The organism is Serratia sp. N21D137 (assembly GCF_047530005.1).
Taxonomy (GTDB): domain Bacteria; phylum Pseudomonadota; class Gammaproteobacteria; order Enterobacterales; family Enterobacteriaceae; genus Chania; species Chania fonticola_B.
The window spans coordinates 1-23,401 of the sequence record NZ_JBLJAJ010000032.1 but is presented as its reverse complement, the minus strand read 5'-3'; the positions used below and the strand labels follow the sequence as shown (position 1 = coordinate 23,401).

At 55.8% G+C, this 23,401-nt stretch carries 21 protein-coding genes and 1 rRNA gene; 17 read left to right on the top strand and 5 right to left on the bottom strand.

Translation table 11 applies throughout. The features are described from left to right. Nucleotides 1-23 precede the first annotated feature (23 nt). Nucleotides 24-887 carry a class II fructose-bisphosphate aldolase gene (locus ACMV5H_RS20895; RefSeq protein ID WP_021807611.1) on the bottom strand — a complete coding sequence of 288 codons (864 nt, stop codon included), beginning with the start codon at nt 885-887 and terminating at the stop codon, nt 24-26. A gap of 48 nt (nt 888-935) precedes the next feature. Beyond that, nucleotides 936-1,826, bottom strand: coding sequence for a sulfolactaldehyde 3-reductase (gene yihU, locus ACMV5H_RS20890; protein WP_021807610.1), 891 nt, complete (start codon nt 1,824-1,826; stop codon nt 936-938). Between the two features lie 224 nt (nt 1,827-2,050). Here yihU and ACMV5H_RS20885 point away from each other — a divergent pair, with 224 nt between their 5' ends. From ACMV5H_RS20885 to proX, 5 genes are all read left to right on the top strand, one after another. After that, nucleotides 2,051-2,947: a sugar kinase gene (locus tag ACMV5H_RS20885; protein ID WP_414822393.1), complete on the top strand. Its 897-nt coding sequence runs from the start codon at nt 2,051-2,053 to the stop codon at nt 2,945-2,947. A gap of 36 nt (nt 2,948-2,983) precedes the next feature. Continuing rightward, nucleotides 2,984-3,784, top strand: coding sequence for a DeoR/GlpR family DNA-binding transcription regulator (locus tag ACMV5H_RS20880; protein ID WP_414822392.1), 801 nt, complete (start codon nt 2,984-2,986; stop codon nt 3,782-3,784). A gap of 343 nt (nt 3,785-4,127) precedes the next feature. After that, complete coding sequence (gene proV, locus ACMV5H_RS20875) at nt 4,128-5,330, top strand: glycine betaine/L-proline ABC transporter ATP-binding protein ProV (protein WP_021807606.1); 1,203 nt, start codon at nt 4,128-4,130, stop codon at nt 5,328-5,330. Next, complete coding sequence (proW, locus tag ACMV5H_RS20870) at nt 5,323-6,432, top strand: glycine betaine/L-proline ABC transporter permease ProW (RefSeq protein WP_021807605.1); 1,110 nt, start codon at nt 5,323-5,325, stop codon at nt 6,430-6,432. Before proV ends, proW begins: the two co-directional genes overlap by 8 nt. A gap of 72 nt (nt 6,433-6,504) precedes the next feature. After that, nucleotides 6,505-7,506, top strand: coding sequence for a glycine betaine/L-proline ABC transporter substrate-binding protein ProX (gene proX, locus ACMV5H_RS20865; RefSeq protein WP_021807604.1), 1,002 nt, complete (start codon nt 6,505-6,507; stop codon nt 7,504-7,506). 33 nt (nt 7,507-7,539) lie between these two features. Here the strand turns inward: proX and ACMV5H_RS20860 are convergent, their stop codons facing one another. Further along, on the bottom strand, nt 7,540-8,418 hold the full coding sequence (locus ACMV5H_RS20860) for a LysR family transcriptional regulator (protein ID WP_021807603.1): 879 nt from the start codon (nt 8,416-8,418) through the stop codon (nt 7,540-7,542). Between the two features lie 103 nt (nt 8,419-8,521). On the opposite strand from ACMV5H_RS20860, the gene ACMV5H_RS20855 reads away from it, so the two are divergent. The 7 genes from ACMV5H_RS20855 (at nt 8,522) to ACMV5H_RS20825 (ending at nt 15,617) form a co-directional block, all read left to right on the top strand. Next, complete coding sequence (locus tag ACMV5H_RS20855) at nt 8,522-9,721, top strand: MFS transporter (RefSeq protein WP_414822391.1); 1,200 nt, start codon at nt 8,522-8,524, stop codon at nt 9,719-9,721. Nucleotides 9,722-10,114: 393 nt separating this feature from the next. Then, on the top strand, nt 10,115-10,636 hold the full coding sequence (mprA, locus tag ACMV5H_RS20850) for a transcriptional repressor MprA (protein WP_021807601.1): 522 nt from the start codon (nt 10,115-10,117) through the stop codon (nt 10,634-10,636). A 22-nt stretch (nt 10,637-10,658) separates the two neighbouring features. Then, nucleotides 10,659-12,110, top strand: coding sequence for an efflux transporter outer membrane subunit (locus tag ACMV5H_RS20845; RefSeq protein ID WP_179250839.1), 1,452 nt, complete (start codon nt 10,659-10,661; stop codon nt 12,108-12,110). A 21-nt stretch (nt 12,111-12,131) separates the two neighbouring features. Continuing rightward, complete coding sequence (gene emrA, locus ACMV5H_RS20840; RefSeq protein ID WP_024484847.1) at nt 12,132-13,304, top strand: multidrug efflux MFS transporter periplasmic adaptor subunit EmrA; 1,173 nt, start codon at nt 12,132-12,134, stop codon at nt 13,302-13,304. A gap of 17 nt (nt 13,305-13,321) precedes the next feature. Next, nucleotides 13,322-14,857, top strand: coding sequence for a multidrug efflux MFS transporter permease subunit EmrB (gene emrB, locus ACMV5H_RS20835; RefSeq protein WP_021178986.1), 1,536 nt, complete (start codon nt 13,322-13,324; stop codon nt 14,855-14,857). 165 nt (nt 14,858-15,022) lie between these two features. Further along, nucleotides 15,023-15,205, top strand: coding sequence for a hypothetical protein (locus tag ACMV5H_RS20830; protein ID WP_147281025.1), 183 nt, complete (start codon nt 15,023-15,025; stop codon nt 15,203-15,205). Next, nucleotides 15,171-15,617, top strand: coding sequence for a hypothetical protein (locus tag ACMV5H_RS20825; RefSeq protein WP_414822390.1), 447 nt, complete (start codon nt 15,171-15,173; stop codon nt 15,615-15,617). The genes ACMV5H_RS20830 and ACMV5H_RS20825 overlap by 35 nt, the downstream gene beginning before the upstream one ends. 195 nt (nt 15,618-15,812) lie before the next feature. On the opposite strand, the gene ACMV5H_RS20820 is transcribed toward ACMV5H_RS20825, so the two are convergent. After that, nucleotides 15,813-16,904, bottom strand: a complete 1,092-nt coding sequence (locus ACMV5H_RS20820) for a tRNA/rRNA methyltransferase (protein WP_024484850.1) — start codon at nt 16,902-16,904, stop codon at nt 15,813-15,815. A gap of 196 nt (nt 16,905-17,100) precedes the next feature. Between ACMV5H_RS20820 and trxC the strand changes: the two genes are divergently transcribed. The 5 genes from trxC to ACMV5H_RS20795 all read left to right on the top strand — a co-directional run bounded on the left by trxC (nt 17,101) and on the right by ACMV5H_RS20795 (nt 22,966). Next, a complete protein-coding gene (gene trxC, locus ACMV5H_RS20815) occupies nt 17,101-17,520 on the top strand; it encodes a thioredoxin TrxC (RefSeq protein WP_021807597.1) in 420 nt (139 codons plus the stop codon). 116 nt (nt 17,521-17,636) lie between these two features. Next, complete coding sequence (locus ACMV5H_RS20810; protein ID WP_414822389.1) at nt 17,637-18,341, top strand: tRNA-uridine aminocarboxypropyltransferase; 705 nt, start codon at nt 17,637-17,639, stop codon at nt 18,339-18,341. Nucleotides 18,342-18,396: 55 nt separating this feature from the next. Further along, a complete protein-coding gene (locus ACMV5H_RS20805; protein ID WP_115160019.1) occupies nt 18,397-21,048 on the top strand; it encodes a bifunctional acetate--CoA ligase family protein/GNAT family N-acetyltransferase in 2,652 nt (883 codons plus the stop codon). Nucleotides 21,049-21,201: 153 nt separating this feature from the next. Then, the gene (pssA, locus tag ACMV5H_RS20800; protein ID WP_179250841.1) at nt 21,202-22,557 is read left to right on the top strand and encodes a CDP-diacylglycerol--serine O-phosphatidyltransferase; all 1,356 of its coding nucleotides are present in this window, start codon (nt 21,202-21,204) and stop codon (nt 22,555-22,557) included. A 76-nt stretch (nt 22,558-22,633) separates the two neighbouring features. Beyond that, nucleotides 22,634-22,966 (top strand): YfiM family lipoprotein, encoded by a 333-nt coding sequence (locus ACMV5H_RS20795; RefSeq protein WP_037376546.1) that lies wholly within the window; start codon nt 22,634-22,636, stop codon nt 22,964-22,966. Nucleotides 22,967-23,279: 313 nt separating this feature from the next. Here ACMV5H_RS20795 and rrf read toward each other — a convergent pair. Then, nucleotides 23,280-23,395, bottom strand: a 5S ribosomal RNA gene (gene rrf / locus ACMV5H_RS20790). Between the last annotated feature and the right edge of the window lie 6 nt (nt 23,396-23,401).

The following is a 23,401-nucleotide window of genomic DNA, read 5'->3' as shown; positions in this document are numbered from 1 at the left end:
GCAGTTTGCCGCGCAACGGATGCTTAAAACTGAGCGGCTTTACCCTGGCTGCCAAACAGTCTGATTTTTTCGGCGACCTTGGCCTGCATCACATCACGGCCATGTCCGAGCGACACCGCCAAGACAAACTCGTGCGGATCCTTGTCGAGCACTTCAGCCATGCCCTGGGTGAAAGCCTGCCGCAGTTCGGTGTCCACGTTCACCTTGGCGACGCCCAGTGAAACCGCCTTGCGGATCTGATCGTCTGGTACGCCGGAGCCGCCGTGCAGGACAATCGGTTTTTTGACGATCTCGCGGATCTCTTGCAGGCGTTCGAACGCCAGCTTGGGCTCCTGTTTGTACAGGCCGTGAGCCGTGCCAATAGACACCGCCAGATAATCCACCGTGGTCGATTGAGCAAACTGCAGCGCTTCGTCACTGCTGGTGATCAGGGCGTCTTTTTCGTCGACCGAAATATCATCCTCGGTGCCGCCGATCTTGCCGATCTCACCTTCGACCCCAATGTTCAGCGCGTGGGCCACATCCGCCACGGCACGGGTGATCCGCACGTTTTCGTCAAATGACAGGTGAGAGCCGTCAAACATCACCGACTGGAACCCGGCCTGCACCGCCTGCATGGTCTGTTCGAAGCTGCGGCTGTGATCCAGGTGGATGCACACCGGCACCGTGATATCGTGCATAAACGCATCGATCATCGCCTTCATGGGCTCCAGCCCCATCACGCTAATCACTTTCTGCCCCACCTGGATCATGATCGGGGCCTGCTCCTGTTCGGCTGCCAGCAAAATGGCGCGAATGGTTTCGGCGTTGTGTGCGCTGAACGCGCCGATGGCATAGCCGTTTTCCCATGCATGTTGGATCATGGTGTTACCAGATAAATAAGGCATTTCTTCTCCCCTCTGCGCGCTGCATAGCAACCGCAATTACGTTAAGTGTTACGCGTGATCCGCTCTGCCCGAAGCAGCCCGAACCTGTTCCAAAATGGCACTCCAATCCTGACGCCCACGCCCGCTGGCCCGCGCCTGGCTGTAAACCTCGCGTGAGGCTGCCCCCATCGGCATGGCGACGTGCAACTGATTGGCCACATCCAGCGCTATGCCCAGATCCTTGTGCGCCAGATCGATCATGAACGCCGGGCTGAGATCGCCCTTCAGCACCTTGTTTGGCCAGGTGGTGGTGAAATGCCCCTTGCCTGCCGGAGTGCCGCTCATCACTTGCAGCGCAACGTCAAACGACAGCCCCAGCGCCTCGCACAGCACCGCAGCTTCGGCAGACAGCGCGTTGAGCGCGATGCTCATGTAGTTGTTGATCAGCTTCACGCGGATCCCCATGCCCGGCCCACCGGCGTTGATCAGCTCCGAGCCCATCGCCATCAGCACTGGCGTCGCACGCTCCACCTGCTCGGCAGTCCCACCGGCCAGGATCAGCAACGTGCCAGCCTGAGCATGGTCTGAAGTCCGCCCGACCGGGGCATCCATCAGGCTAAAACCCCGAGCCTGCATCTGGGCAATCAGCCGATCCGTTTGCATTGGGTGGATGGTGGACATATCCATCACCAATGCCGCAGGCGATAAGGTGCAGCACACCCCCTCGGCACCAAATAGCACCTCATGTACCAGTTCGCCGTTAGGCAACATGGTGATGACGAACTCCGCGTCCTGTACCGCCTGCGCCGGGCTGGTTGCCGCCTTGGCCCCCTGAGCAACCAAGGTGCTGACCGCCGCCGGGCTGATATCAAAAACGTTCAGCCGGTGCCCCTGCTTAATCAGGTTGCTGGCCATCGGTGCGCCCATTTGCCCTAGCCCGATAAATGCGATCTGTGCCATGGTTCTCTCCTGTTGGTTACCTGTGTCATGTCTGTGTCATCTCATCGGCCATAAACCAGACCGTTTTTGTCTGTTTTTGATCGTATTTGTAATTTATGGTCAAAAAATTGACAGCCGTCACTCTTTTAACATTTGAGTGAATTAAAATGGTGGCAGCGTGATCGGTAGCCACTTTTTGCTGGAAACCGTTCGCTTACACAGTTCAACATCCAGGGATCCAGACCATGACTCGAATCGCATGCGTAGGCATTGCAGTGCAAGACCGCCTGTATTACGTAGAGAAACTGCCTGAAGGCGGGGGGAAATATGTTGCCAACGACTACCGCGAAATTGGCGGAGGCCCAGCGGCAACGGCTGCGGTAGCCGCAGCCAGATTGGGCGCAGAGGTAGATTTCATTGGCCGGGTCGGGGACGATGCCACCGGGCAAACCCTGTTGGCCGAGTTAGGCAGCTATGGCGTCAATGTCAGACATGCCCGCCGTTGCCCACAGGCGCGCTCATCGCAATCGGCTGTGCTGGTGGATGCCCAGGGAGAACGCATGATCATCAACCATCCCAGCCCAGACTTACCCGAGGATGCCGAATGGCTGCATGACATCGACTTTAGCCAGTACGATGTGGTGTTGGCGGACGTGCGTTGGCATCAGGGCGCGCTGACTGTCTTCACCTTGGCCCGGCGCGCAGGTGTCACTACCCTGTTGGACGCCGATGTCACACCGCAGGATATCCGCCCGCTGGTTGCTTTGGCCGACCATGCCGCCTTCTCCGAGCCGGGTTTGCTGCGGATGACAGGAAAAACGGATATCGAGCAGGGATTGCGTGCAGCAAAAAATGACAAAAACGGACAAGTTTATGTCACTCAGGGTAAACATGGCTGTTTCTGGCTGGAAAACGCTCAACTGAAACATCAGCCAGGCTTTTCGGTTGAGGTGGTGGATACCACGGGGGCTGGCGACGTTTTCCACGGTGCGCTGGCGGTAGCCCTGGGTTCACAACCCGATATAGCTCAGGCGGTGCGTTACGCCAATGCAGTTGCCGCATTGAAGTGTACCCGTCCTGGCGGGCGCGCGGGCATCCCCAATTGTGATCAAACTGACTCTTTCCTGGCCAGTTTTGTATAATATGGTTGGCCGATGACAATATTAAGGGAGTGGAGCATGAGTCTGACTGAACTTACCGGCAACCCACGCCACGATCAGCTGATCCAGTTGATCGCCAAGCGCGGCTATATGAACATCGACGAGCTGGCGCAATTGCTGGAAGTGTCAACGCAGACGGTCAGGCGCGATATCCGCAAACTGAGCGAGCAGGGGCTGATTAGCCGCCATCATGGCGGGGCAGGCCGTGCCTCTAGTGTGGTCAACACGGCCTTTGAGCAACGGGAACTCTCTTACACGCAAGAGAAGATAGCCATTGCGGAGGCCATTGCCGATTATATTCCCGATCGTTCCACCATTTTTATCACCATCGGCACCACCGTTGAGCATGTTGCCCGGGCGCTGATGAACCACAGCCATCTGCGCATCATTACCAACAGCCTGCGGGTGGCGCATATCCTGTATAAAAACACCGAGTTCGAAGTGATGGTGCCGGGCGGTACGCTGCGCCACAATAACGGCGGTATCATCGGCCCCAGCGCCGTAAGCTTTGTGGAAGGCTTTCGCGCCGACTATCTGATCACCAGCGTAGGGGCAATCGAAGCCAACGGCGATCTGTTGGAATTTGACGTGAATGAGTCCAGCGTGGTGAAAGCGATGATGGCACACTCACGTCATATTCTGCTGGCTGCGGACCACACCAAGTTCCATGCTTCGGCGGCAGTAGAAATCGGCAATACCCGACAGGCGACCGCGTTATTTACCGACCTACCTCCCCCCTCAGCAATGGGATCGGTGTTACAGCAGCAGCAAGTGGAACTGGTCGTCATTCCCACCAGCAGCGACGAACCCACGCTCTGATCCACGGTGGTAAATCTGCTGATTTTCCTGCCGTTCCTCAATGCACGCAGAACTTTACCATGCGTGCATTAATTACCCGTTTGACACTGCCAATATTCCCTGCCAATAGTTGCCATAGTCACCAATATATCCTGCCATTACCCATTGCTCATTACGGTTAAATAACCGCGTAAAAACCGGGTAATTATACCCAATCATCAAACCGGGTATCACCAGAAAAATCCTGCGATATGAACATTGAGGGTTGTCTCAGAATGTCAGTGTGTTAGGGTATAGGGCACTCTTATTTTCTATTAGGACAATTTTAGCGTTTGATAATAAACCAAAGGAAACAGCGAATTGCATGGCAATTAAACTAGAAGTTAAAAATTTATATAAGATATTTGGTGAGCACCCGGAACGCGCATTTAAGCTGATAGACAAAGGTTTGACGAAAGACCAGCTGCTGGAAAAAACGGGGTTATCACTGGGCGTCAAGAACGCCTCTCTGGCCATTGAAGAAGGCGAGATATTTGTCATCATGGGGCTTTCCGGTTCCGGTAAATCCACCCTGGTACGCCTTCTCAATCGTCTGATAGAACCCACCCGCGGTGAGGTGCTGATTGACGGCGAGGATATATCCAAAATATCCGATGCTGCGCTACGCACCGTGCGGCGTAATAAGATCAGCATGGTGTTCCAGTCATTCGCTTTAATGCCGCATATGAACGTATTAAATAATACCGCCTTCGGCATGGAATTAGCGGGTATTCCTTTACAGGAACGCCAGGAAAAAGCGCTGGACGCTTTGCGTCAGGTTGGGCTGGAAAATTATGCCAATGCCTATCCCGATGAACTGTCCGGTGGTATGCGCCAGCGTGTCGGCTTAGCCCGCGCCATGGCTAACGATCCGGATATATTGTTAATGGATGAAGCCTTCTCTGCGCTGGACCCATTAATTCGTGCCGAGATGCAGGATGAGCTCGTCAAATTACAGGCGAAACATCAGCGCACCATCGTCTTTATTTCCCACGATCTGGATGAAGCGATGCGTATTGGCGATCGCATTGCCATTATGCAAGGCGGCGAAGTGATCCAGGTGGGGACCCCGGATGAAATATTAAATAATCCGGCCAACGATTATGTGCGCACCTTCTTCCGCGGCGTCGATATCAGCCACGTTTTCAGTGCCAAAGATATCGCCAAACGTCGCCCGGTGACCCTGATCCGTAAGACCCCCGGTTTTGGTCCGCGCTCTGCGTTGCAGATCCTGCGTGATGAAGACCGTGACTATGGCTACGTGCTTGAACGCGGCCAGAAATTTATCGGCGTGGTATCGATAGACTCTCTCAAGCAGGCGCTGGCGGCCAATCAAACGCTGGACGACGCCTTGCTGGATGCCCCACTGCCCGTTCCGGCGGATATGCCGCTGAGCGAACTGATCTCACTGGTCGCACAGGCTCCTTGCGCCGTGCCGGTGGTCGGGGAAGACAACAACTATATCGGTATCATTTCCAAAGGCATGCTGCTGCAGGCTTTAGATAAAGAGGGCCCTACGAATGAGTGATTATCAGGATCCATGGGCAACAGCTGCCACATCCCCTAACGACGCCCCGGCAACTCAGGCTGCTACCAGCAGCGATCCCTGGTCAACCGGCGCACCGGCAGACAGCGTACCCCACGATGCCGCTAATCAGGCCGCATCGGGCGCTGACTGGCTTAACAGCGCCCCAGTGGAGCCCGAGCACTTTAGCCTGCTGGATCCGTTCCACAAGGCTTGGGTGCCGTTTGACAGCTGGGTCACCCACGCCATTGATTGGCTGGTACTGCACTTCCGTCCGCTGTTCCAGGGTATTCGCGTGCCGGTAGATTTCATCCTCAGCGGTTTCCAGCAGTTTTTGCTGGGTATGCCTGCTCCAGTCGCCATTTTGCTGTTCTCGCTGATCGCCTGGCAGATATCCAGCCTCGGCATGGGAGCCGCCACGCTGCTGTCGTTAGTCGCCATCGGCGCTATCGGGGCCTGGTCACAGGCGATGGTCACGCTGGCGCTGGTGCTCACCGCCCTGTTCTTCTGCATCCTGATCGGCCTGCCGTTGGGCATATGGTTGGCACGCAGCAAACATGCCGCCAAGGTGATCCGGCCACTGCTTGATGCCATGCAGACCACACCAGCCTTCGTCTATCTGGTGCCGATCGTCATGTTGTTCGGTATTGGTAACGTGCCAGGGGTAGTGGTAACAATCATCTTCGCCCTGCCGCCCATCGTACGTCTGACGATCCTGGGCATCAAACAGGTGCCGGAAGATCTGATCGAAGCCGCCGAATCCTTCGGCTCCAGCCCGCGCCAGCTGCTGTTTAAAGTGCAGCTGCCGCTGGCCATGCCAACCATCATGGCCGGGGTTAACCAAACGCTGATGCTGGCGCTGTCGATGGTGGTTATCGCCTCGATGATCGCCGTAGGCGGTCTGGGCCAGATGGTGCTGCGTGGCATCGGCCGCCTGGATATGGGGCTGGCCGCCGTAGGTGGCGTCGGTATCGTTATTCTTGCCATTATTCTCGATCGTCTCACCCAGTCGCTGGGGCGCGATCGCCGCAGTAAAGGGCTAGGCCGCTGGTATACCCACGGCCCAATCGGGTTGATCGCTCGCCCGTTTATCAAAAAAGCCTGATCGTTCCACCCGCCAGCGGCTTACTGCCCTGGCGGGCTATCTCCAAACAACATCAATAACAGAGGAAAAACTATGCGCACTACAGGGATCTGGGCGATTGCCCTTACCACACTGCTTGGTTCACAGGTTGCTTCCGCTGCTGATTTGCCAGGAAAAGGTATTTCGGTACAACCGATACAGAGCACCATCTCCGAGGAGACCTTCCAAACGCTGCTGGTCAGCAAGGCATTGGAAAAACTCGGTTATGACGTGAAAGAGCCGCGTGAGGTGGACTACAACGTGGCCTACACTTCCATCGCCGCAGGGGATGCTACTTTTCTGGCGGTGAACTGGGATCAGTTACATGCCGATCAATATCAGGCCGCCGGGGGCGATAAAAAATTCTATCGCGAAGGGGCTTACGTCAGCGGTGCCGCTCAGGGCTACCTGATCGACAAAAAAACCGCCGAGAAGTATCACATTACCAACGTTGAGCAACTAAAAGATCCGAAAATTGCCAAGCTGTTTGATACCAACGGTGACGGCAAGGCCGACTTGACCGGCTGTACCCCGGGCTGGGGCTGTGAAACGGTGATTAATCACCATATTGACGCCTATGGCTTGGGCAAAACCGTGGAGCATAATCAGGGCAACTACGCCGCCATGATCTCCGATACCATCACCCGCTTCAAAGAAGGCAAGCCGGTGCTGTATTACACCTGGACGCCGTACTGGGTCAGCGATGTGATGGTGCCAGGGCGTGACGTTGTCTGGCTACAGGTGCCGTTCTCTTCCCTGCCGGGCGAGCTGAAAGATGTCGATACCAAGCTGCCGAACGGGGCCAACTATGGCTTCCCGGTCAACAACATGCATATTGCCGCCAATAAGCAGTGGGCGCAGGCCAACCCTGCCGCCGCCAAGCTGTTTGCCATCATGAAACTGCCGATTGCCGACGTCAACGCGCAGAACCTGCGGATGCATGCAGGCCAGTCCTCCGAGGCTGATATCCAAAACCATGTCAATGGCTGGATCAAGGCTCACCAAGCCACGTTTGACGGCTGGGTGAAAACCGCCGCTGAAGCCGCCAAGTCATAATAGCCCCATGGGCGCGGCATAGACGCTGCGCCCTCATTCCGGCAACATCATCTCGGTAAACTGTAAAAATCGTTCGGCCGTCTTCGACAGAGGTGAGTTCCACACGCAATACACCTGACGACGTGGACCATCGACGATCGGAATAGCCACCAGCGAACTCAAACGCTGGGCGGTGGAAATTGGCACTATTCCCGCCGCCAAACCTCGCCGTACCAGATTCTCCAACCATTCGATATGGTCGATCTCAAAGCTCACATGGCGTTTGATCCCTGCCGCCTGGAAGGCCCGGTCGGTCTGCCGCCGTGCCCCGGTTCCGCTATAGAAATCCACCAGCGGCACTTCTGATAGCGTTTGCAGATTGATACGTTGATACCCCGCCAGAGCATGTTCTGCGGCCACCAACGCCACCAGCGGCTCATCGGTCAACTGGCGATGCGACTCTGGCAGCATGTCTTTATCGCCCGGCCAGATGCCAACAAATGCCACATCGGTCTTCTGCTGGCGAATATCTTCCAGCAACACCTCGCTAATGCCAACGTACAGCCGGATATTCACCGCCGGATGATGACGGTGGAATTCCCCCAGCTTTTCGGTGAGGTCAATCGCGTTGATGGTTGAAATAGTGCCAATCGTCAGCGTACCGGATACCGTACCAGCGGCCGCCACCACTTCCTCTACCAACGTCTGCTTGGCGGCCAACAACCGCTGCGCCGGTTGAATGAAAGCCCGGCCAGCGGTGGTCAGCTCAACGCGACGCGAAGTGCGCTCAAACAGCGTACAACCGAGTTCTTCTTCCAGCTTGGCGACCTGATGACTCAGGGCAGACTGCACCGTATGGCAGCGCTGTGCAGCACGGGTAAAGCTCTGCTCCTCGGCCACCGCTAGGGCATAACGGATCTGTTTTAGATTCATGCTATCTATCGCGAAATGAGATGGATCAGATGAAAATTATACATTGGTTTAACATTCTATTCTGCCTGATACTTCGATCACAGATTTCCATTATTGAAGACCTATGAACCAACCAACCGAACACCCGGGGCTTAGCCCTGCACTGACGCTGTTAATCGCAATGGCCACCGGCCTGGCGGTTGCCAGCAACTACTACGCCCAGCCGCTGCTGGAAACCATCGCACAAAACTTTAATCTCTCGGTTAACCAGGCCGGATTTATCGTCACCGCTGCCCAGCTAGGCTATGCGGTTGGCCTGCTGTTTCTGGTGCCGTTGGGCGATATGTTTGAGCGCCGCGGGCTGATCGTCTTTATGACGCTGTTAGCCGCCGGGGGCATGCTGATCACCGCATCCTCCAGCACCCTATCGATGATGATCCTCGGAACGGCCCTTACCGGCTTGTTCTCCGTCGTGGCCCAGCTTTTAGTGCCACTCGCCGCCACCTTGGCGCACCCGGCAAAACGCGGTAAAACCGTCGGTGTGATCATGAGCGGCCTGCTGCTCGGCATTCTGCTGGCACGTACCGTCGCCGGTGCTTTAGCGGCCCTCGGCGGCTGGCGTACCATCTACTGGGTGGCCAGCGTGTTGATGATCCTGATGGCCCTGCTGCTGTGGCGCGCCTTGCCACGCTATAAGCTGCATTCCGGCCTGAACTACCCGCAGTTGCTGAAATCCATCTTTTCCCTGTTCTGCTTCACCCCGTTGCTGCGTACCCGCGCGATCATTGGCGCTTTGTCGTTCGCCAACTTCAGCGTGCTATGGACCTCAATGGCTTTCCTGCTGGCTTCCCCACCGTTCAACTATTCCGAAGGCGTAATTGGGCTATTTGGTCTAGTGGGTACTGCTGGCGCCTTGGCAGCCTCACGTGCCGGTCATCTGGCCGATAAGGGCAAAGCAGGGCTAACCACCAGCGTCGGATTGGTGCTGTTGCTGCTGTCCTGGATCCCGATTGCGTTGGCCCCGTACTCTCTCTGGGCGCTGATTATCGGCATTCTGGTGCTGGATCTGGCGGTACAGGGGGTGCATGTCACCAACCAAAGCGTGATTTATCGCATCATGCCGGAGGCGCGTAATCGCCTGACCGCCGGTTACATGACCAGCTATTTTATCGGGGGTGCCGTGGGTTCAGTACTTTCCGCCGCCGCTTATCAACATGCTGGTTGGAACGGCGTAGCGGCGATTGGTGGCGTATTGTGCGTGCTGAATCTGCTGACCTGGTGGCGTGGCAAGCGCTATGACCCGCAGGGTCCGGCCACTATCTAGTTAGCAAGAAAATAATAACCCAGGAAATTTATTAGGCCGCAGGGTGTGAAAATTACTTACACTCTGGTAATATTGTCGCGGTAAATTATTGGCGACCTATGCACCCTGCGCCCCGGACCACCATGAACGACCTTACTCAGGTAAGTTTTCTTTCTATCCCCTCCGCAGGATGCCGTAGTGCCCCGCCCAGTGACTTAAACAAACCTTACCTATCTCAGCCTGCGGAACGGCAGAATTTGTGCCTTCAATCACAAGACCTTAGAGTCTGTGGCGTTAAGCATTTACAAACAACTTACAAATGACACGAATTGCTAAATTATTCCCCTGGCTGAAGATTTACATTATTAATCACTATCGTTACTATACCGAACGAAATTAATGAGGCACTAAATTATGGAAAGCTCGTTTACCCCCATAGAGCAAATGCTGAATTTCCGCGCCAAACGTCAGAAAGACTTCCCCTACCAGGAAATCCTGCTGACCCGCCTGTGCATGCATATGCAAGGCAAGCTGTTGGAAAATCGCAATAAAATGCTGAAAGCACAGGGAATCAACGAAACCTTGTTTATGGCTCTCATTACGCTGGATGCGCAGGAAAACCACAGTATTCAGCCTTCTGAGCTAAGCTCGGCCCTGGGTTCGTCACGCACCAATGCCACCCGCATTGCCGATGAACTAGAGAAACGCGGTTGGATTGAGCGCCGGGAAAGCGATCACGATCGCCGCTGCCTGCATCTGCATATGACTCAGGCTGGGGAAGCGTTTCTCGAACAATTGCTGCCACCGCAGCATAAATGTCTGCACTTTCTGTGGTCTACGCTGAACGACGAGGAGCAGCAGCAGCTTGAAACGCTGACGCGCAAATTGTTGACCCGTTTGGATCAGATGGAAGTTTCAGAACAGTTATCCCAATAATTCCTGTTCAGGTAATCATTTTATGCGATCCCCGTTAAACTGGAGATTCACCCCGCTGTTCGCCGTTCTGTTGCTGGCGGGGTGCGCATCTACCGATAATATTGCCCCGCAATCCAAGATGATGGATCCGCAACAGCTGCAGCTTGCCCAGCCGAAAGTCAGCTCGCTTGCCATCAGCCCGCAATGGTGGCGCACGCTTAACGATCCCCAGCTTGATAGCCTGATGACCCAGACGCTGCAAAACTCGCCTTCGCTGCAACAGGCGGGCGCTCGCGTGCGTGAAGCCCAAAGCGTGGCAGGTGAAGCCAGTGCCGCCAACGGCCCCAACCTGGATCTGAATGCCAGCATCAACCGTCAGCGTGTGGCGCAAAACACCAACCTGGGCTTTGGTTATCCGCCCAACCCGGTGTATGAGTCCTCTAACTCCTTGGGCCTGAATCTGGCCTATGAGTTTGACTGGTGGGGCAAATATCGCAATCAGGTCAATGCGGCAAAAGCGCAGATCGACGCAGCCCGTGCCGAGCAGGCACAGGCCGCTCTGACGCTGACCAGTTCGGTAGCTTCAGCCTATTACCAGTTACAGGCGAATTACGCGCTGGAGAATGTGCTGCAACAAGAGGTGGATAACAATCAACGCCTGGCAGACCTGCGCCAAAAGCAATATAAAGCCGGGATCTACGGCGTGGAAATCCCGCAACAGACCCAGGCACAAGCAGACAGTGCCAAGCAGCAGATCATCCAGCTGCAGTCACAGATTGAACAACTCAAACACCAGTTGGCCGCCCTGGCCGGTCTTGGCCCGAATGCGATGCAGTCTCTGCATCCGGTGGCCATGCCAAGCGAAGAACAGTTAGCCCCCAAAGGCGAACTCACCGCAGAGTTACTGGGTAAACGCCCGGACATCGTGGCACAGCGCCAACTGGTAGAGTCCTATAACCAACGGGTCAGTGCGGCACGCAAAGAGTTTTACCCTAGCCTGTCGATCTCGGCCTTTGCTGGCTTGACCACCACCAACGTCGGCGGCACCAGCCCGAATCTGTTTGAGGCCGCCAGCCAGGCGTGGGGCGTGGTTCCAGCCATTTCCCTGCCAATCTTCCATGCCGGTGCGCTACGCAGCAAGCTGGGTGAAGAGTCTGCACTCTACGATCAGGCGGTGGGTTCCTATAACCAAACGCTCGTCAATGCGTTACAGGAAACGGCCGACGCCATCACCATTCAACAGAGCAGTAGCAAGCAGCTGCTGCAGGCAACCTCTGCCTCCCAATCCATGCAGGATGTGTACCGGGTCGCCAACGCCAAATACCAGGCAGGAATTATTGGGCGTGATGAACTGTTGACCAGCCAGACGCAGCTATTACAGCAGCAACAGGCACAACTGAATGCCAGCAGCAACTTGATGCAGGCGAAGATAGCATTGGTACGCGCGTTGGGGGGTGGCTACCAGGCCCCGGCGGCAGCGGAACCTAAAGCATAATTTTAGAGCGTGGAGAATACCATGAGTGCAAGTGCGGAAACTCAAACCCCGCAGCAACCGGCTGGCAAAAAACGGCAGCGTAAATTCTGGCTGCTGCTGTTGACGTTTATTTTTGTGATTATTGGGGTGGCCTATTTAGTTTATTGGTTCCTGGTGCTGCGTCATCACCAAGAAACCGACGATGCCTACGTGGCCGGTAATCAGGTGCAGATCATGGCACAGGTCTCCGGTAGCGTGAACAGCGTGACCTTTGATAACACCGACTTTGTCCGCAAAGGCGATGTGCTGTTAACGCTGGATCCTACCGACGCCGAACAGGCGTTTGAACGGGCCAAAACCGCGCTGGCCAACAGCGTGCGCCAAACGCATCAGTTGGTGATCAACGGTAAGCAGTATCAGGCTAACATTGCGCTGCGCAAATCCGAGCTGAGCAAGGTAGAAAACGATCTCAAGCGTCGTATCGTGCTGGGCAACGCCGATGCCATTGGCCGCGAAGAGCTGCAACATGCGCGTGACGCGGTAGACAATGCCAAAGCGGCACTGGAAGTCGCAGTGCAGCAATATAATGCCAATCAGGCGATGGTGCTGAATACCCCGCTGGATAAACAGCCCGCCGTGCTGCAAGCCGCCGCACAGATGCGCGACGCCTGGATGGCGCTGCAGCGTACCCGCATCGTCAGCCCAATCACCGGCTTCGTTTCACGCCGTAGCGTTCAGGTGGGGGCACAGATCTCCCCTGGAACGCCTCTGATGGCCATAGTGGCACCGGACCATGTCTGGGTGGACGCCAACTTTAAAGAAACGCAGATCGCCAATATGCGTATCGGCCAAGAGGCTACCGTGGTAAGTGACCTGTACGGCAGCGACGTGGTGTTCAAAGGCAAGGTCGTGGGTATCGATATGGGTACCGGCAGCGCATTCTCACTGTTGCCTGCACAGAACGCGACCGGCAACTGGATCAAAGTGGTGCAACGTTTACCCGTGCGTATCGAACTGGATGCGCAACAGGTTGCTGAGCATCCTCTGCGTATCGGTCTTTCTACGCTGGTCAAAGTCGACACCACCAATCTGGACGGCCTGGTGCTCTCCGATACGGTACGCCAAAAACCGCTGTTTGAAACCAACGCGCTGACGCTGGATCTGGCGCCGGTAAATCAGATGATCGCCGATGTGATCCATGCAAACGCCGGTTAAGCGAGCGGGAGGCTACCTTGGCACAGAAACCGCTTGAAGGTGCCCAGCTCGCCTGGATGACGGTCGCGCTCGCCATGGCGACCTTTATGCAGGTGCTGGACTCCACCATTGCCAACGTGGCGATACCGACCATCTCGGGTAACCTCGGGTCTTCCAACTCGCAGGGCACCTGGGTGATCACCTCGTTTGGGGTGGCCAACGCCATCTCCATTCCGATCACCGGCTGGTTGGCGAAACGCGTGGGTGAAGTTCGCCTGTTCCTGTGGTCCACGGCGCTGTTCGCCCTGGCCTCCTGGCTGTGCGGTATCTCTAACAGTCTGGGCATGCTGATCTTCTTCCGCGTGATCCAGGGCATCGTCGCCGGGCCGCTGATCCCGTTGTCGCAGAGCTTGTTGCTGAATAACTATCCCCCCGCCAAGCGTTCGATGGCCCTGGCGCTATGGTCAATGACCGTGATCGTCGCGCCGATTTTCGGGCCGATCCTGGGCGGCTATATCAGCGATAACTATCACTGGGGCTGGATCTTCTTCATCAACATTCCGATTGGGCTGTTTGTGATCCTGGTCGCGATGTCGACGTTGAAAGGCAGGGAAACCAAAACCGAGATCAAACCGATCGATACCGTCGGGCTGGTACTGCTGGTGGTTGGCATCGGTGCGCTGCAGATCATGCTCGATCAGGGCAAGGAGCTGGACTGGTTCAACTCGACCGAGATCATTGTCCTGACCGTCGTGGCCGTGGTGGCGTTGGTGTTCCTGGTGGTATGGGAGCTCACGGACGATCACCCGGTGGTGGATTTGTCGCTGTTCAAATCGCGCAACTTTACCATCGGCTGTCTGTGTATCAGCCTGGCCTACATGCTGTATTTCGGAGCGATCGTGCTGTTGCCACAGTTGCTACAGGAGGTATATGGCTACACTGCCACCTGGGCCGGCTTGGCGTCTGCGCCGATCGGGCTGCTGCCGGTGATCTTGTCACCGATTATCGGCCGCTTCGGTCATCGGCTGGATATGCGCCGTTTGGTCACCTTCAGCTTCATCATGTATGCCGTGTGCTTCTACTGGCGCGCCTACACGTTTGAGCCGGGGATGGATTTTGGCGCTTCCGCCTGGCCGCAGTTCTTCCAGGGCTTTGCGATTGCCTGCTTCTTTATGCCGCTGACGACCATTACCCTGTCTGGGTTGCCGCCGGATCGCATAGCGGCAGCATCGAGCCTGTCGAACTTTACCCGTACCTTGGCGGGCTCTATCGGCACCTCGATCACCACTACGCTGTGGACCAGCCGGGAGGCGATGCATCACTCGCAACTGAGCGAGTTTGTGAATCCGTTTAACCCGCAGTCGCAGGAGATGTACAGCAAGCTGGAGCAGCTCGGCATGAGCAAGCAGCAGGCTTCGGCGTATATCGCCAACGAGATCACCGCGCAGGGGCTGATCATCTCGGCCAACGAGATATTCTGGCTTTCGGCGGGGGTGTTCCTGATCTTGCTGGCGCTGGTCTGGTTCGCCAAACCACCGTTCAGTTCCGGGGGCGGTGGGGGCGGAGCCCACTGATCGAGTCACGCCCACAGAGGCTTATGTGAATGGCGAAGGCCCTATCGGATCTTCTGTGATATGGGCGATTCATCTTTGAACCGTCCCATATCACACTACTAGTTTCAGCTATATTTGTGGTTGTACACAGTTTATACTGTATGGGTAGATTAACGGAGGTTCTCTATGAAACACACTCCACAGAACAACGCACAAGTACTCGGCCTGAACGCGCCAGTGGTTCGTTTAACAGGGACACGTCGTCAAAAAGCAGACCAGTTGATAACCATGTTTGACGAAGCCGAAGCAAGGATCAAGAGGGAAGAACACTACCGTGGCGATAGAGAAACGTTTCGTATCAAGGGTTGATTACACGGAAAGTTTTGCCTATGCCAGTACCAAATTAGGGTACGGGATAGCGAAGTTAGGCAAGATGAACATTACTCTTGGTGAACGTCTTATCGACACGTTGACACGACTTGTAGAAAAGGTTGAACAACGTAACTACTTCGAAATCTATACCGAAAGCGATGAAGAAGGTTGGGGTAGGCTGAAAGCCAGCGATTCACTCAAAGACGACGGGCGCGTTCGAGCCGGTCTTGGGTTTTACGCTGGCTTTTTTCATGGCCGCGTTATTGCCGGAAAACATGATCCTCTAGTGGTTGTCTCCTTTCGTGGTGAAATTATACCGCCCCCTGCAGGGTATGACTCAGCCTATGAGCAGGCGGTCATTCATGCTGTCTCAGATCATAAAATGCTTTTCGCTGAGGGTGACAATTAATACGATGAACCATTTATGCGTAACCTGCGGCAAATAAACTCAGAATACCTTTCTATCCGCGGTAAAACGCCGGATGACGAGCCTCCTGAAGACACTCCATGATAGTCAGCCGGTTTTCTACTGACTCTGATAGATCAAAGCCCTGTCTTTACGGCCAGGGCTTTGTCATTAATCGGATTTTAATCGCGTAAAGCATTACGCCTGGTTCTGACGCCACCAATCGGCCAACAGAATACCGGTCGCTACCGAGACGTTCAGGCTTTCTACTTTGCCAGTCCCGCCGATAGACACGCTCATATCACCCTGTTGCCAAGCGCTGTCACTCAGGCCATCACGTTCCTGGCCCAACACCAGCACCATCTTGGTTGGCAGTTTAGCCTGCGCCAACGGCGTACCTTTATGGCTGGAGGTGGTGACGATGGTGTAACCCGCTTTGCGGAACGTATCCAGCACGGACAGGAAGTCATCGGCATTGATTGCCTTGATGTGTTCCGCCCCGCCTTCAGCCGTACGCACCGCAGCACCAGATTCCAGCACCGCTGGATCCTGAAGCAATACGCCGTTCACGCCAAAGTGAGCACAAGAACGAACGATCGCACCCAGGTTGTGTGGGTTGCCCACTTCTTCCAGTGCCAGCACGCAATCTTTGGCCGGTGCATTCTGCAGGTAAGCCTGCGCATCCAGACCTTGACGCTTTTTAATCAGGAAGCACACGCCGCCGTGATGTTCGGTACCGGACGCTTTGGCCAGTTCCTCTTCATCTACCACATGGTAAGCCTTGCGGTTAGCCGCCATCCAACGCAGTGCCTCACGGAAACGTGGGGTTACGGATTGCACAAACCAGGCACGGACGATGGCATCTGGACGGCTGGCGAACAGGGCTTTACAGGCATTCTCACCGTAAACACGGGTTTCCTCCGCACGTTGGCGGCGCAGCTGCTCGGGATCGATAAAGCTTTTGCCACTGATGCCACCATGATCGAACGCCGGTTCTTCTTGCGGAGCACGGGACACGGTTTTCCACGGTGATTCATAACCACCGCTGTCTTCGGTGCGCGCCGGACGGCGAGGACGATCGCTTTCACTGCTGCTGCGACGGGGATCGGTACCCCGACGGTCACCACCGCGCGCCTTATCCTGACCGGCACGGCCAGAGCGTGCATTGTCAGCCGGGCGGCCTTTGCCGTCAGGTCGTTTATTCTTGTTACGGTTGTCGCCGCTATCGTCGTCACTACGGACGAACATCACTTTAACCTTACCGTTCTTGCCACTAAATGAATCGTTCATTGTCTTCTCCACCAACGCGCAGGGCGCGAAGATTACCTGATGTTGGTGCGCTAAGCCACCAACTTGCGCTAAAAGCTAGCATCTATCAAATTCATCGAACAAATCACTTGGTCGAATGCCACGCTTTTACCGATAATAAGCAACATTAAGGATACATATACGCGGCTAACATGCTGCGTCAGCCCCAGAGGTAACCATGAATACAGTTTGTGCAGCTTGTAATGCCACCAACCGCGTGCCGGAAGAACGTCTGGCGGACGGCGCTAAATGTGGCCGCTGCGGCCATGAATTGTTCGACGGTGAAGTGATTAACGCCACCGCCGCCACGTTGGACCAGCTCCTGCAAGACGACTTGCCGATCGTGGTCGATTTCTGGGCCCCGTGGTGTGGCCCGTGCCGCAGCTTCGCGCCGATCTTTGAAGACGTGGCACAGGAGCGTGCTGGCAAGGTGCGTTTCGTGAAGGTCAACACCGAAGCCGAACCCGAGTTGAGCGCCCGCTTCCGCATTCGCAGCATCCCTACCATCATGGTGTTCCGTGAAGGCAAGATGGTCGATATGCTCAACGGCGCGATGCCGAAAGCGCCGTTCGATAACTGGCTTAACGAGCTAGTTTAACGCAAAAGCGCTTACTATGCCGCCAGTTGTTGTCGGCATCTCATCACCCAGAAAGCCCGTGCGCCTCTCCCGCCGGGCTTTTTTCTGCGCTACAATGGCAGTTTTTCAGGATCGTTATGACTGACAACGCCGTACTTCGTCTGCGCCAAAACCGTTTAGACCGCGCCACCCGCCCGTTTCTGGCCAGAGGAAGCCGCGCCGTGCGCTGTCAGGGTTGTTTGCTGCCGCAGCAAAACTGCCTGTGTGCCACCATCAAACCGCAGCAGGCCAACAGCCGCTTTTGCCTGATCATGTTCGGCGCAGAACCGTTGAAACCCAGCAACACCGGACGCCTGATCGCCGATATCCTGCCTGATACCCTGGCGTTTACCTGGTCGCGTACCGAAGTCGATCCGGGCCTGTTAGCAGCCATCAACGATCCTACTCGTCAACCCTACGTAGTATTCCCGGCCTCTTATGCCGATGCGGATCGCCCGGTGGTTAGCAGCGTGCCCACCGGTGGCAAGCCGCCTTTATTTATCATGCTCGACGGTACCTGGTCGGAAGCGCGCAAGATGTTCCGTAAAAGCCCCTATCTGAATCAGTTCCCGGTCTTTTCACTGAACGTGTTGGCCTCATCGGACTATTTGCTACGTGTTGCCAGCCGCCCCGAACAGCACTGTACGGCAGAAGTCGCTGCCGCCCTGCTCCAACAGGCAGGCGATGAACAGGCCACGACCGGGCTGAGCCAACATTTCAATTACTTCCGTGAACAGTATCTGGCCGGGAAACCTCACCGCCCAGAGGCACCGGTCACAGCAAATCTGCCACAAAGCGCCTAGAATCAGACGATAATTTGCCTCTTTCAGGCAAGCCGATCAGGAGCAGGAGCCGCAAATGAGCCAGAGAGGGTTAGAAGCGCTATTACGTCCCAAATCAATTGCCGTGCTCGGCGCTTCGCAACAGCCCGGCCGGGCTGGCTACCTGATGATGCGCAATCTGCTGGCTGGCGGTTTTACCGGCCCGATACTGCCGGTCACGCCTCGCTACAAGGCTGTCTGCGGCGTGATGGCCTATCCCGACGTAGCCAGCCTGCCGCTAACCCCCGATCTGGCCGTGCTGTGTACCAATGCCCAGCGTAACCTGGCACTGATCGAAGCCCTGGGTGAGCGCGGCTGCAAAACCGCCATCGTACTTTCCTCCCCCGTGGAACAATTCGCCGAGCTGAAGGCCACCGCACAACGTTACTCAATGCGCCTGCTGGGGCCAAACAGCCTGGGCTTGCTGGCGCCTTGGCAAGGTATCAACGCCAGCTTTTCGCCGGTCCCCATTCAGAAAGGCAAGCTGGCGTTTATCTCCCAGTCTGCCGCCGTGGCGAACACCATTCTGGACTGGGCGCAACAACGGGAGGTTGGCTTCTCCTACTTCATCGCGTTAGGGGATAGCCTGGATATCGACGTCGACGATCTGCTCGACTTCCTGGCCCGCGACAGCAAAACCAGCGCCATTCTGCTGTATCTGGAAAACATCAACGACGCACGGCGTTTTCTTTCCGCCTCCCGCAGTGCCTCACGCAATAAGCCGATCCTGGTGATCAAAAGTGGCCGTAGCCAACAGGCGCAGCTACTGCTCAACAGCCAGCAGGGATTGGACGCCGCCTACGATGCTGCCATCCAACGCGCCGGTTTGCTGCGTGTACAGGATACTCACGAGCTGTTTTCCGCCGTGGAAACCTTAAGCCATATGCACCCGCTGCGCGGTGAGCGGCTAATGATTATCAGCAACGGTGCGGCCCCCGCAGCCATGGCTCTGGACCAATTACTCTCCCGCAACGGTAAGCTGGCAACGTTGACGGATGAGACTCAGGAGAAGCTGAGCACTGCCCTACCGGAGTTTATCCGGCCAGGAAATCCTATCGATCTGCGTGATGATGCAACCCCCAAGCGCTATCTGGCCGCTCTGCAACCGCTGCTCGACAGCCACGACTATGATGCCCTGCTGCTGATCCATGCCCCTAGCGCCGCCTCTCCGGGCACTGAGACCGCCGAACGGCTGATCGAGGCCATCCGCCAGCACCCACGTGGGAAACGCATTACGCTGTTAACCAACTGGTGTGGCGAATACTCCTCTCAGGAGGCCCGCCGCCTGTTTACCGAGGCTGGGATCCCAACCTATCGCACGCCAGAAGGCGCGGTCACCGCGTTTATGCATATGGTGGAATACCGCCGTAACCAGAAGCAACTAAAGGAAACCCCGGCGCTACCGATTGGGCTTACGGCCAATACCGCTGCCGCGCACCAGTTAATTCATCAAGCGTTGGGCGAAGGGGCTAGCCAGTTGGATACCCATGAAGTCCAACCGATTTTGCAGGCTTACGGCCTCAGCACCCTGCCAACCTGGATTGCCAGTGACAGCGCTGAAGCGGTGCACATTGCCGAACAGATTGGCTACCCGGTAGCGCTCAAGCTGCGCTCTCCGGATATCTCGCATAAATCCGAAGTTCAGGGGGTCATGCTTTATTTACGTACCGCCACCGAGGTGCAACGTGCGGCGGAAGCGATCCTCGATCGGGTGAAGCGTACTTACCCGCAAGCGCGCATCCACGGTCTGTTAGTGCAAAGCATGGCCAACCGTGCCGGGGCACAGGAGCTGCGGATTGCCGTTGAACAGGATGCCACCTTCGGCCCGCTGATAATGCTCGGCGAAGGCGGCATCGAATGGCGCAAGGAAAACCAAGTCGCCGTTGCCCTGCCGCCGCTGAATATGGCGCTGGCGCGTTATCTGGTGTTGCAGGCGGTGAAAGGAGGCAAAATCCGTGGGCGCAGTGCGCTGCGGCCGCTTGATATCCCCGGCTTAAGCCGCCTGTTGGTGCAGGTTTCCAACCTGATCCTTGACTGCCCAGAGATCTCACGCCTCGATATTCATCCGGTATTAGCCTCCGGCAGCGAATTTACCCTGCTGGACGTTTCCATGCAGTTAACGCCTTTCTGTGGCGATCCACAGGCACGCCTGGCGATCCGCCCTTACCCCCATGAGCTGGAAGAAACCATTGAATTAAAAGACGGTTCTCAATGCCTGTTCCGCCCGATCCTGCCGGAGGATGAACCGGCGCTGAAGCACTTTATCGACCGCGTCACCAAAGAAGATCTCTATTACCGCTACTTTAGTGAGATCAACGAGTTTAGCCACGACGATTTGGCTAACATGACCCAAATCGACTACGATCGAGAAATGGCTTTCGTAGCGGTACGCCATGGCGAAGAGATCATCGGCGTGACGCGCGCCCTGTCAGATCCGGACAACACCGACGCCGAATTCGCCGTACTGGTACGTTCCGATCTGAAAGGTCTGGGTCTGGGCCGACAGCTCTTGATGAAAATGATTGGCTATGCGCGTGCGCAAGGCTTGATCCGCCTGACAGGCATTACGATGCCGAATAACCGCGGAATGGTCACACTGGCTCAAAAGCTGGGGTTCAAGGTCGATGTGCAAATTGACGAAGGGATTGTCAATTTAACCCTGCCGCTACAGGATGGGGCGACGCCGTGACCGCTGTCGCAATGTAATACGAATCCACTACTTAACGCCAAAACATACGCACAATCGGGGCAACTAGTGGTATTATCGCCCGATTGTTCGAAGCATTTTATTCATGGAAGTGGCGTTCCGGCCATCCAAATATGAGAGAAGAAGCGCACTGTGATGTTGTCAAAATTTAAACGTAGCAAACATCAACAACACCTTGCACAACTGCCCAAACTCCCCCAGACGGTTGCTGATGTCCGTACCCTTTTTACGCCGGCTGATTTCCGTGCAACGCTGCTGGAATCGATCGCTAACGCAACAACCCGCATTTATCTGGTAGCGCTCTATCTGGAGCATGACGATGCGGGCCGCGATATCCTCAATGCGCTCTATCAAGCCAAGCAGCAGCGCCCTGAGCTGGAGATCTGCGTGTTGGTAGACTGGCATCGTGCTCAACGTGGGCGTATCGGTGCGGCAGCGGCCAATACCAATGCCGACTGGTACTGCGCTATGGCTGCACAGCACCCGCAGGTTTCGGTGCCGATTTACGGCGTTCCGGTCAATACTCGCGAAGCGCTGGGCGTACTGCATTTGAAGGGCTTTGTCGTTGACGATACGGTGATCTACAGCGGTGCCAGTATTAATGATGTCTATCTGCATCAGCATGATAAGTATCGTTACGATCGCTATCAACTGATCACCAATAACCCGTTGGCGGTGACCCTGTGCGATTACATCAAACAGCATCTGTTAACCGCCGGTGCCGTGCAGCGTCTTGATCGTGCTGACAGGCCCAAAAGCCTCGAGATCAAAAACGAAATCCGCCTGTTCCGCTTTGCCCTACGCCGTGCCGCCTATCAATTTCAGGGGAACGCCAGTAATGATGAGCTAGCCGTCACCCCGTTAGTCGGCCTGGGTAAACAGAGCATTCTGAACAAAACGATCCACCACCTGATGTCCAGCACCGATCAGAAACTGACGCTGTGCACGCCTTACTTCAACCTGCCAGCCTTGCTGGTGCGCAATATCATTTATCTGCTGCGCCAAGGAAAACAGGTGGAGATCATCGTGGGTGACAAGACGGCCAATGACTTCTACATTCCTGAAGATCAGCCGTTCAAGATTATCGGTGCGCTGCCTTATCTCTATGAAATCAACCTGCGCCGCTTCCTGAGCCGCCTGCAACGCTATGTTGATACCGGCCAGCTGATTGTGCGCCTGTGGAAAGACGGCGATAACAGCTATCACCTCAAAGGGATGTGGGTCGATGACGAGTGGCAGTTGATCACCGGTAACAACCTCAACCCGCGCGCCTGGCGGCTGGATCTGGAGAACGCCATTCTGTTCCACGATCCCAAGCACGAAATGCAGGAACAACGGCATAAAGAGTTGGAAACGATCCGTACCCATACCACAGTGGTTGGCCACTATCTCGAATTGCAAAGCATTCAGGAATATCCGGTCAAGGTGCGTAAACTGATCCGTCGTCTGCGTCGGATCCGTATCGATCGCTTGATTAGCCGTATATTGTAAACTCGCTATAATTAACCGCACCACAGCCCGGCAATGCCGGGCTTTTTTGTCCATATTGAGACAGGATGTTTTCACTATGCGCCCACTCCGCCCGTTTATCCTCCTTCCGGTCCTGTTGTTCTCCAGTGGCTGTACCCATATGGCCAATGATAGTTGGACCGGTAAAGACAAGGCTCAGCACTTTGTGGCTTCCGCTGCATTTGCCGCCGCTGGCGCAGCTTATGGCGATCATCAGAACTGGAATGAGGCACGTAGTCGCAGTTTTGGCCTGCTATTTTCGGTTGGGTTGGGCGCGGCAAAAGAGCTGTATGACAGCCGCGAAGGCGGTACGGGCTGGAGCTGGAAGGATTTTGCCTGGGATGTGGCAGGGGCTGCGACAGGGTACAGTATTTATCATCTGGCGCGTTGAAGCTTGGTAATGACCCCTCACCCTAACCCTCTCCCAAAGGGAGAGGGAACCGATCGAGTCCGCTGGTATTCCTCTGAACTTCTTATCTTTCTGATTACTCATCACTGCCGAAACGGCATGGGTTCATCAAAGGTTCCGACTTGCCGTAGCCGCACTCACTCATCCACGACGCCGGACAGTTCCCTCTCCCCGCGCACGGTGTTCAGGATGTTCTCGTCTGGTACTCTGGGAGAGGGCTGGGGTGAGGGGCATTTCTGTTTCCGACCCATAGCAAAAAGGCCATCCTTGCGGATGGCCTCTTGGCTTAATTGATGCCTGGCAGTGTCCTACTCTCGCATGGGGAGACCCCACACTACCATCGGCGCTACGGCGTTTCACTTCTGAGTTCGGCATGGGGTCAGGTGGGACCACCGCGCTATTGCCGCCAGGCAAATT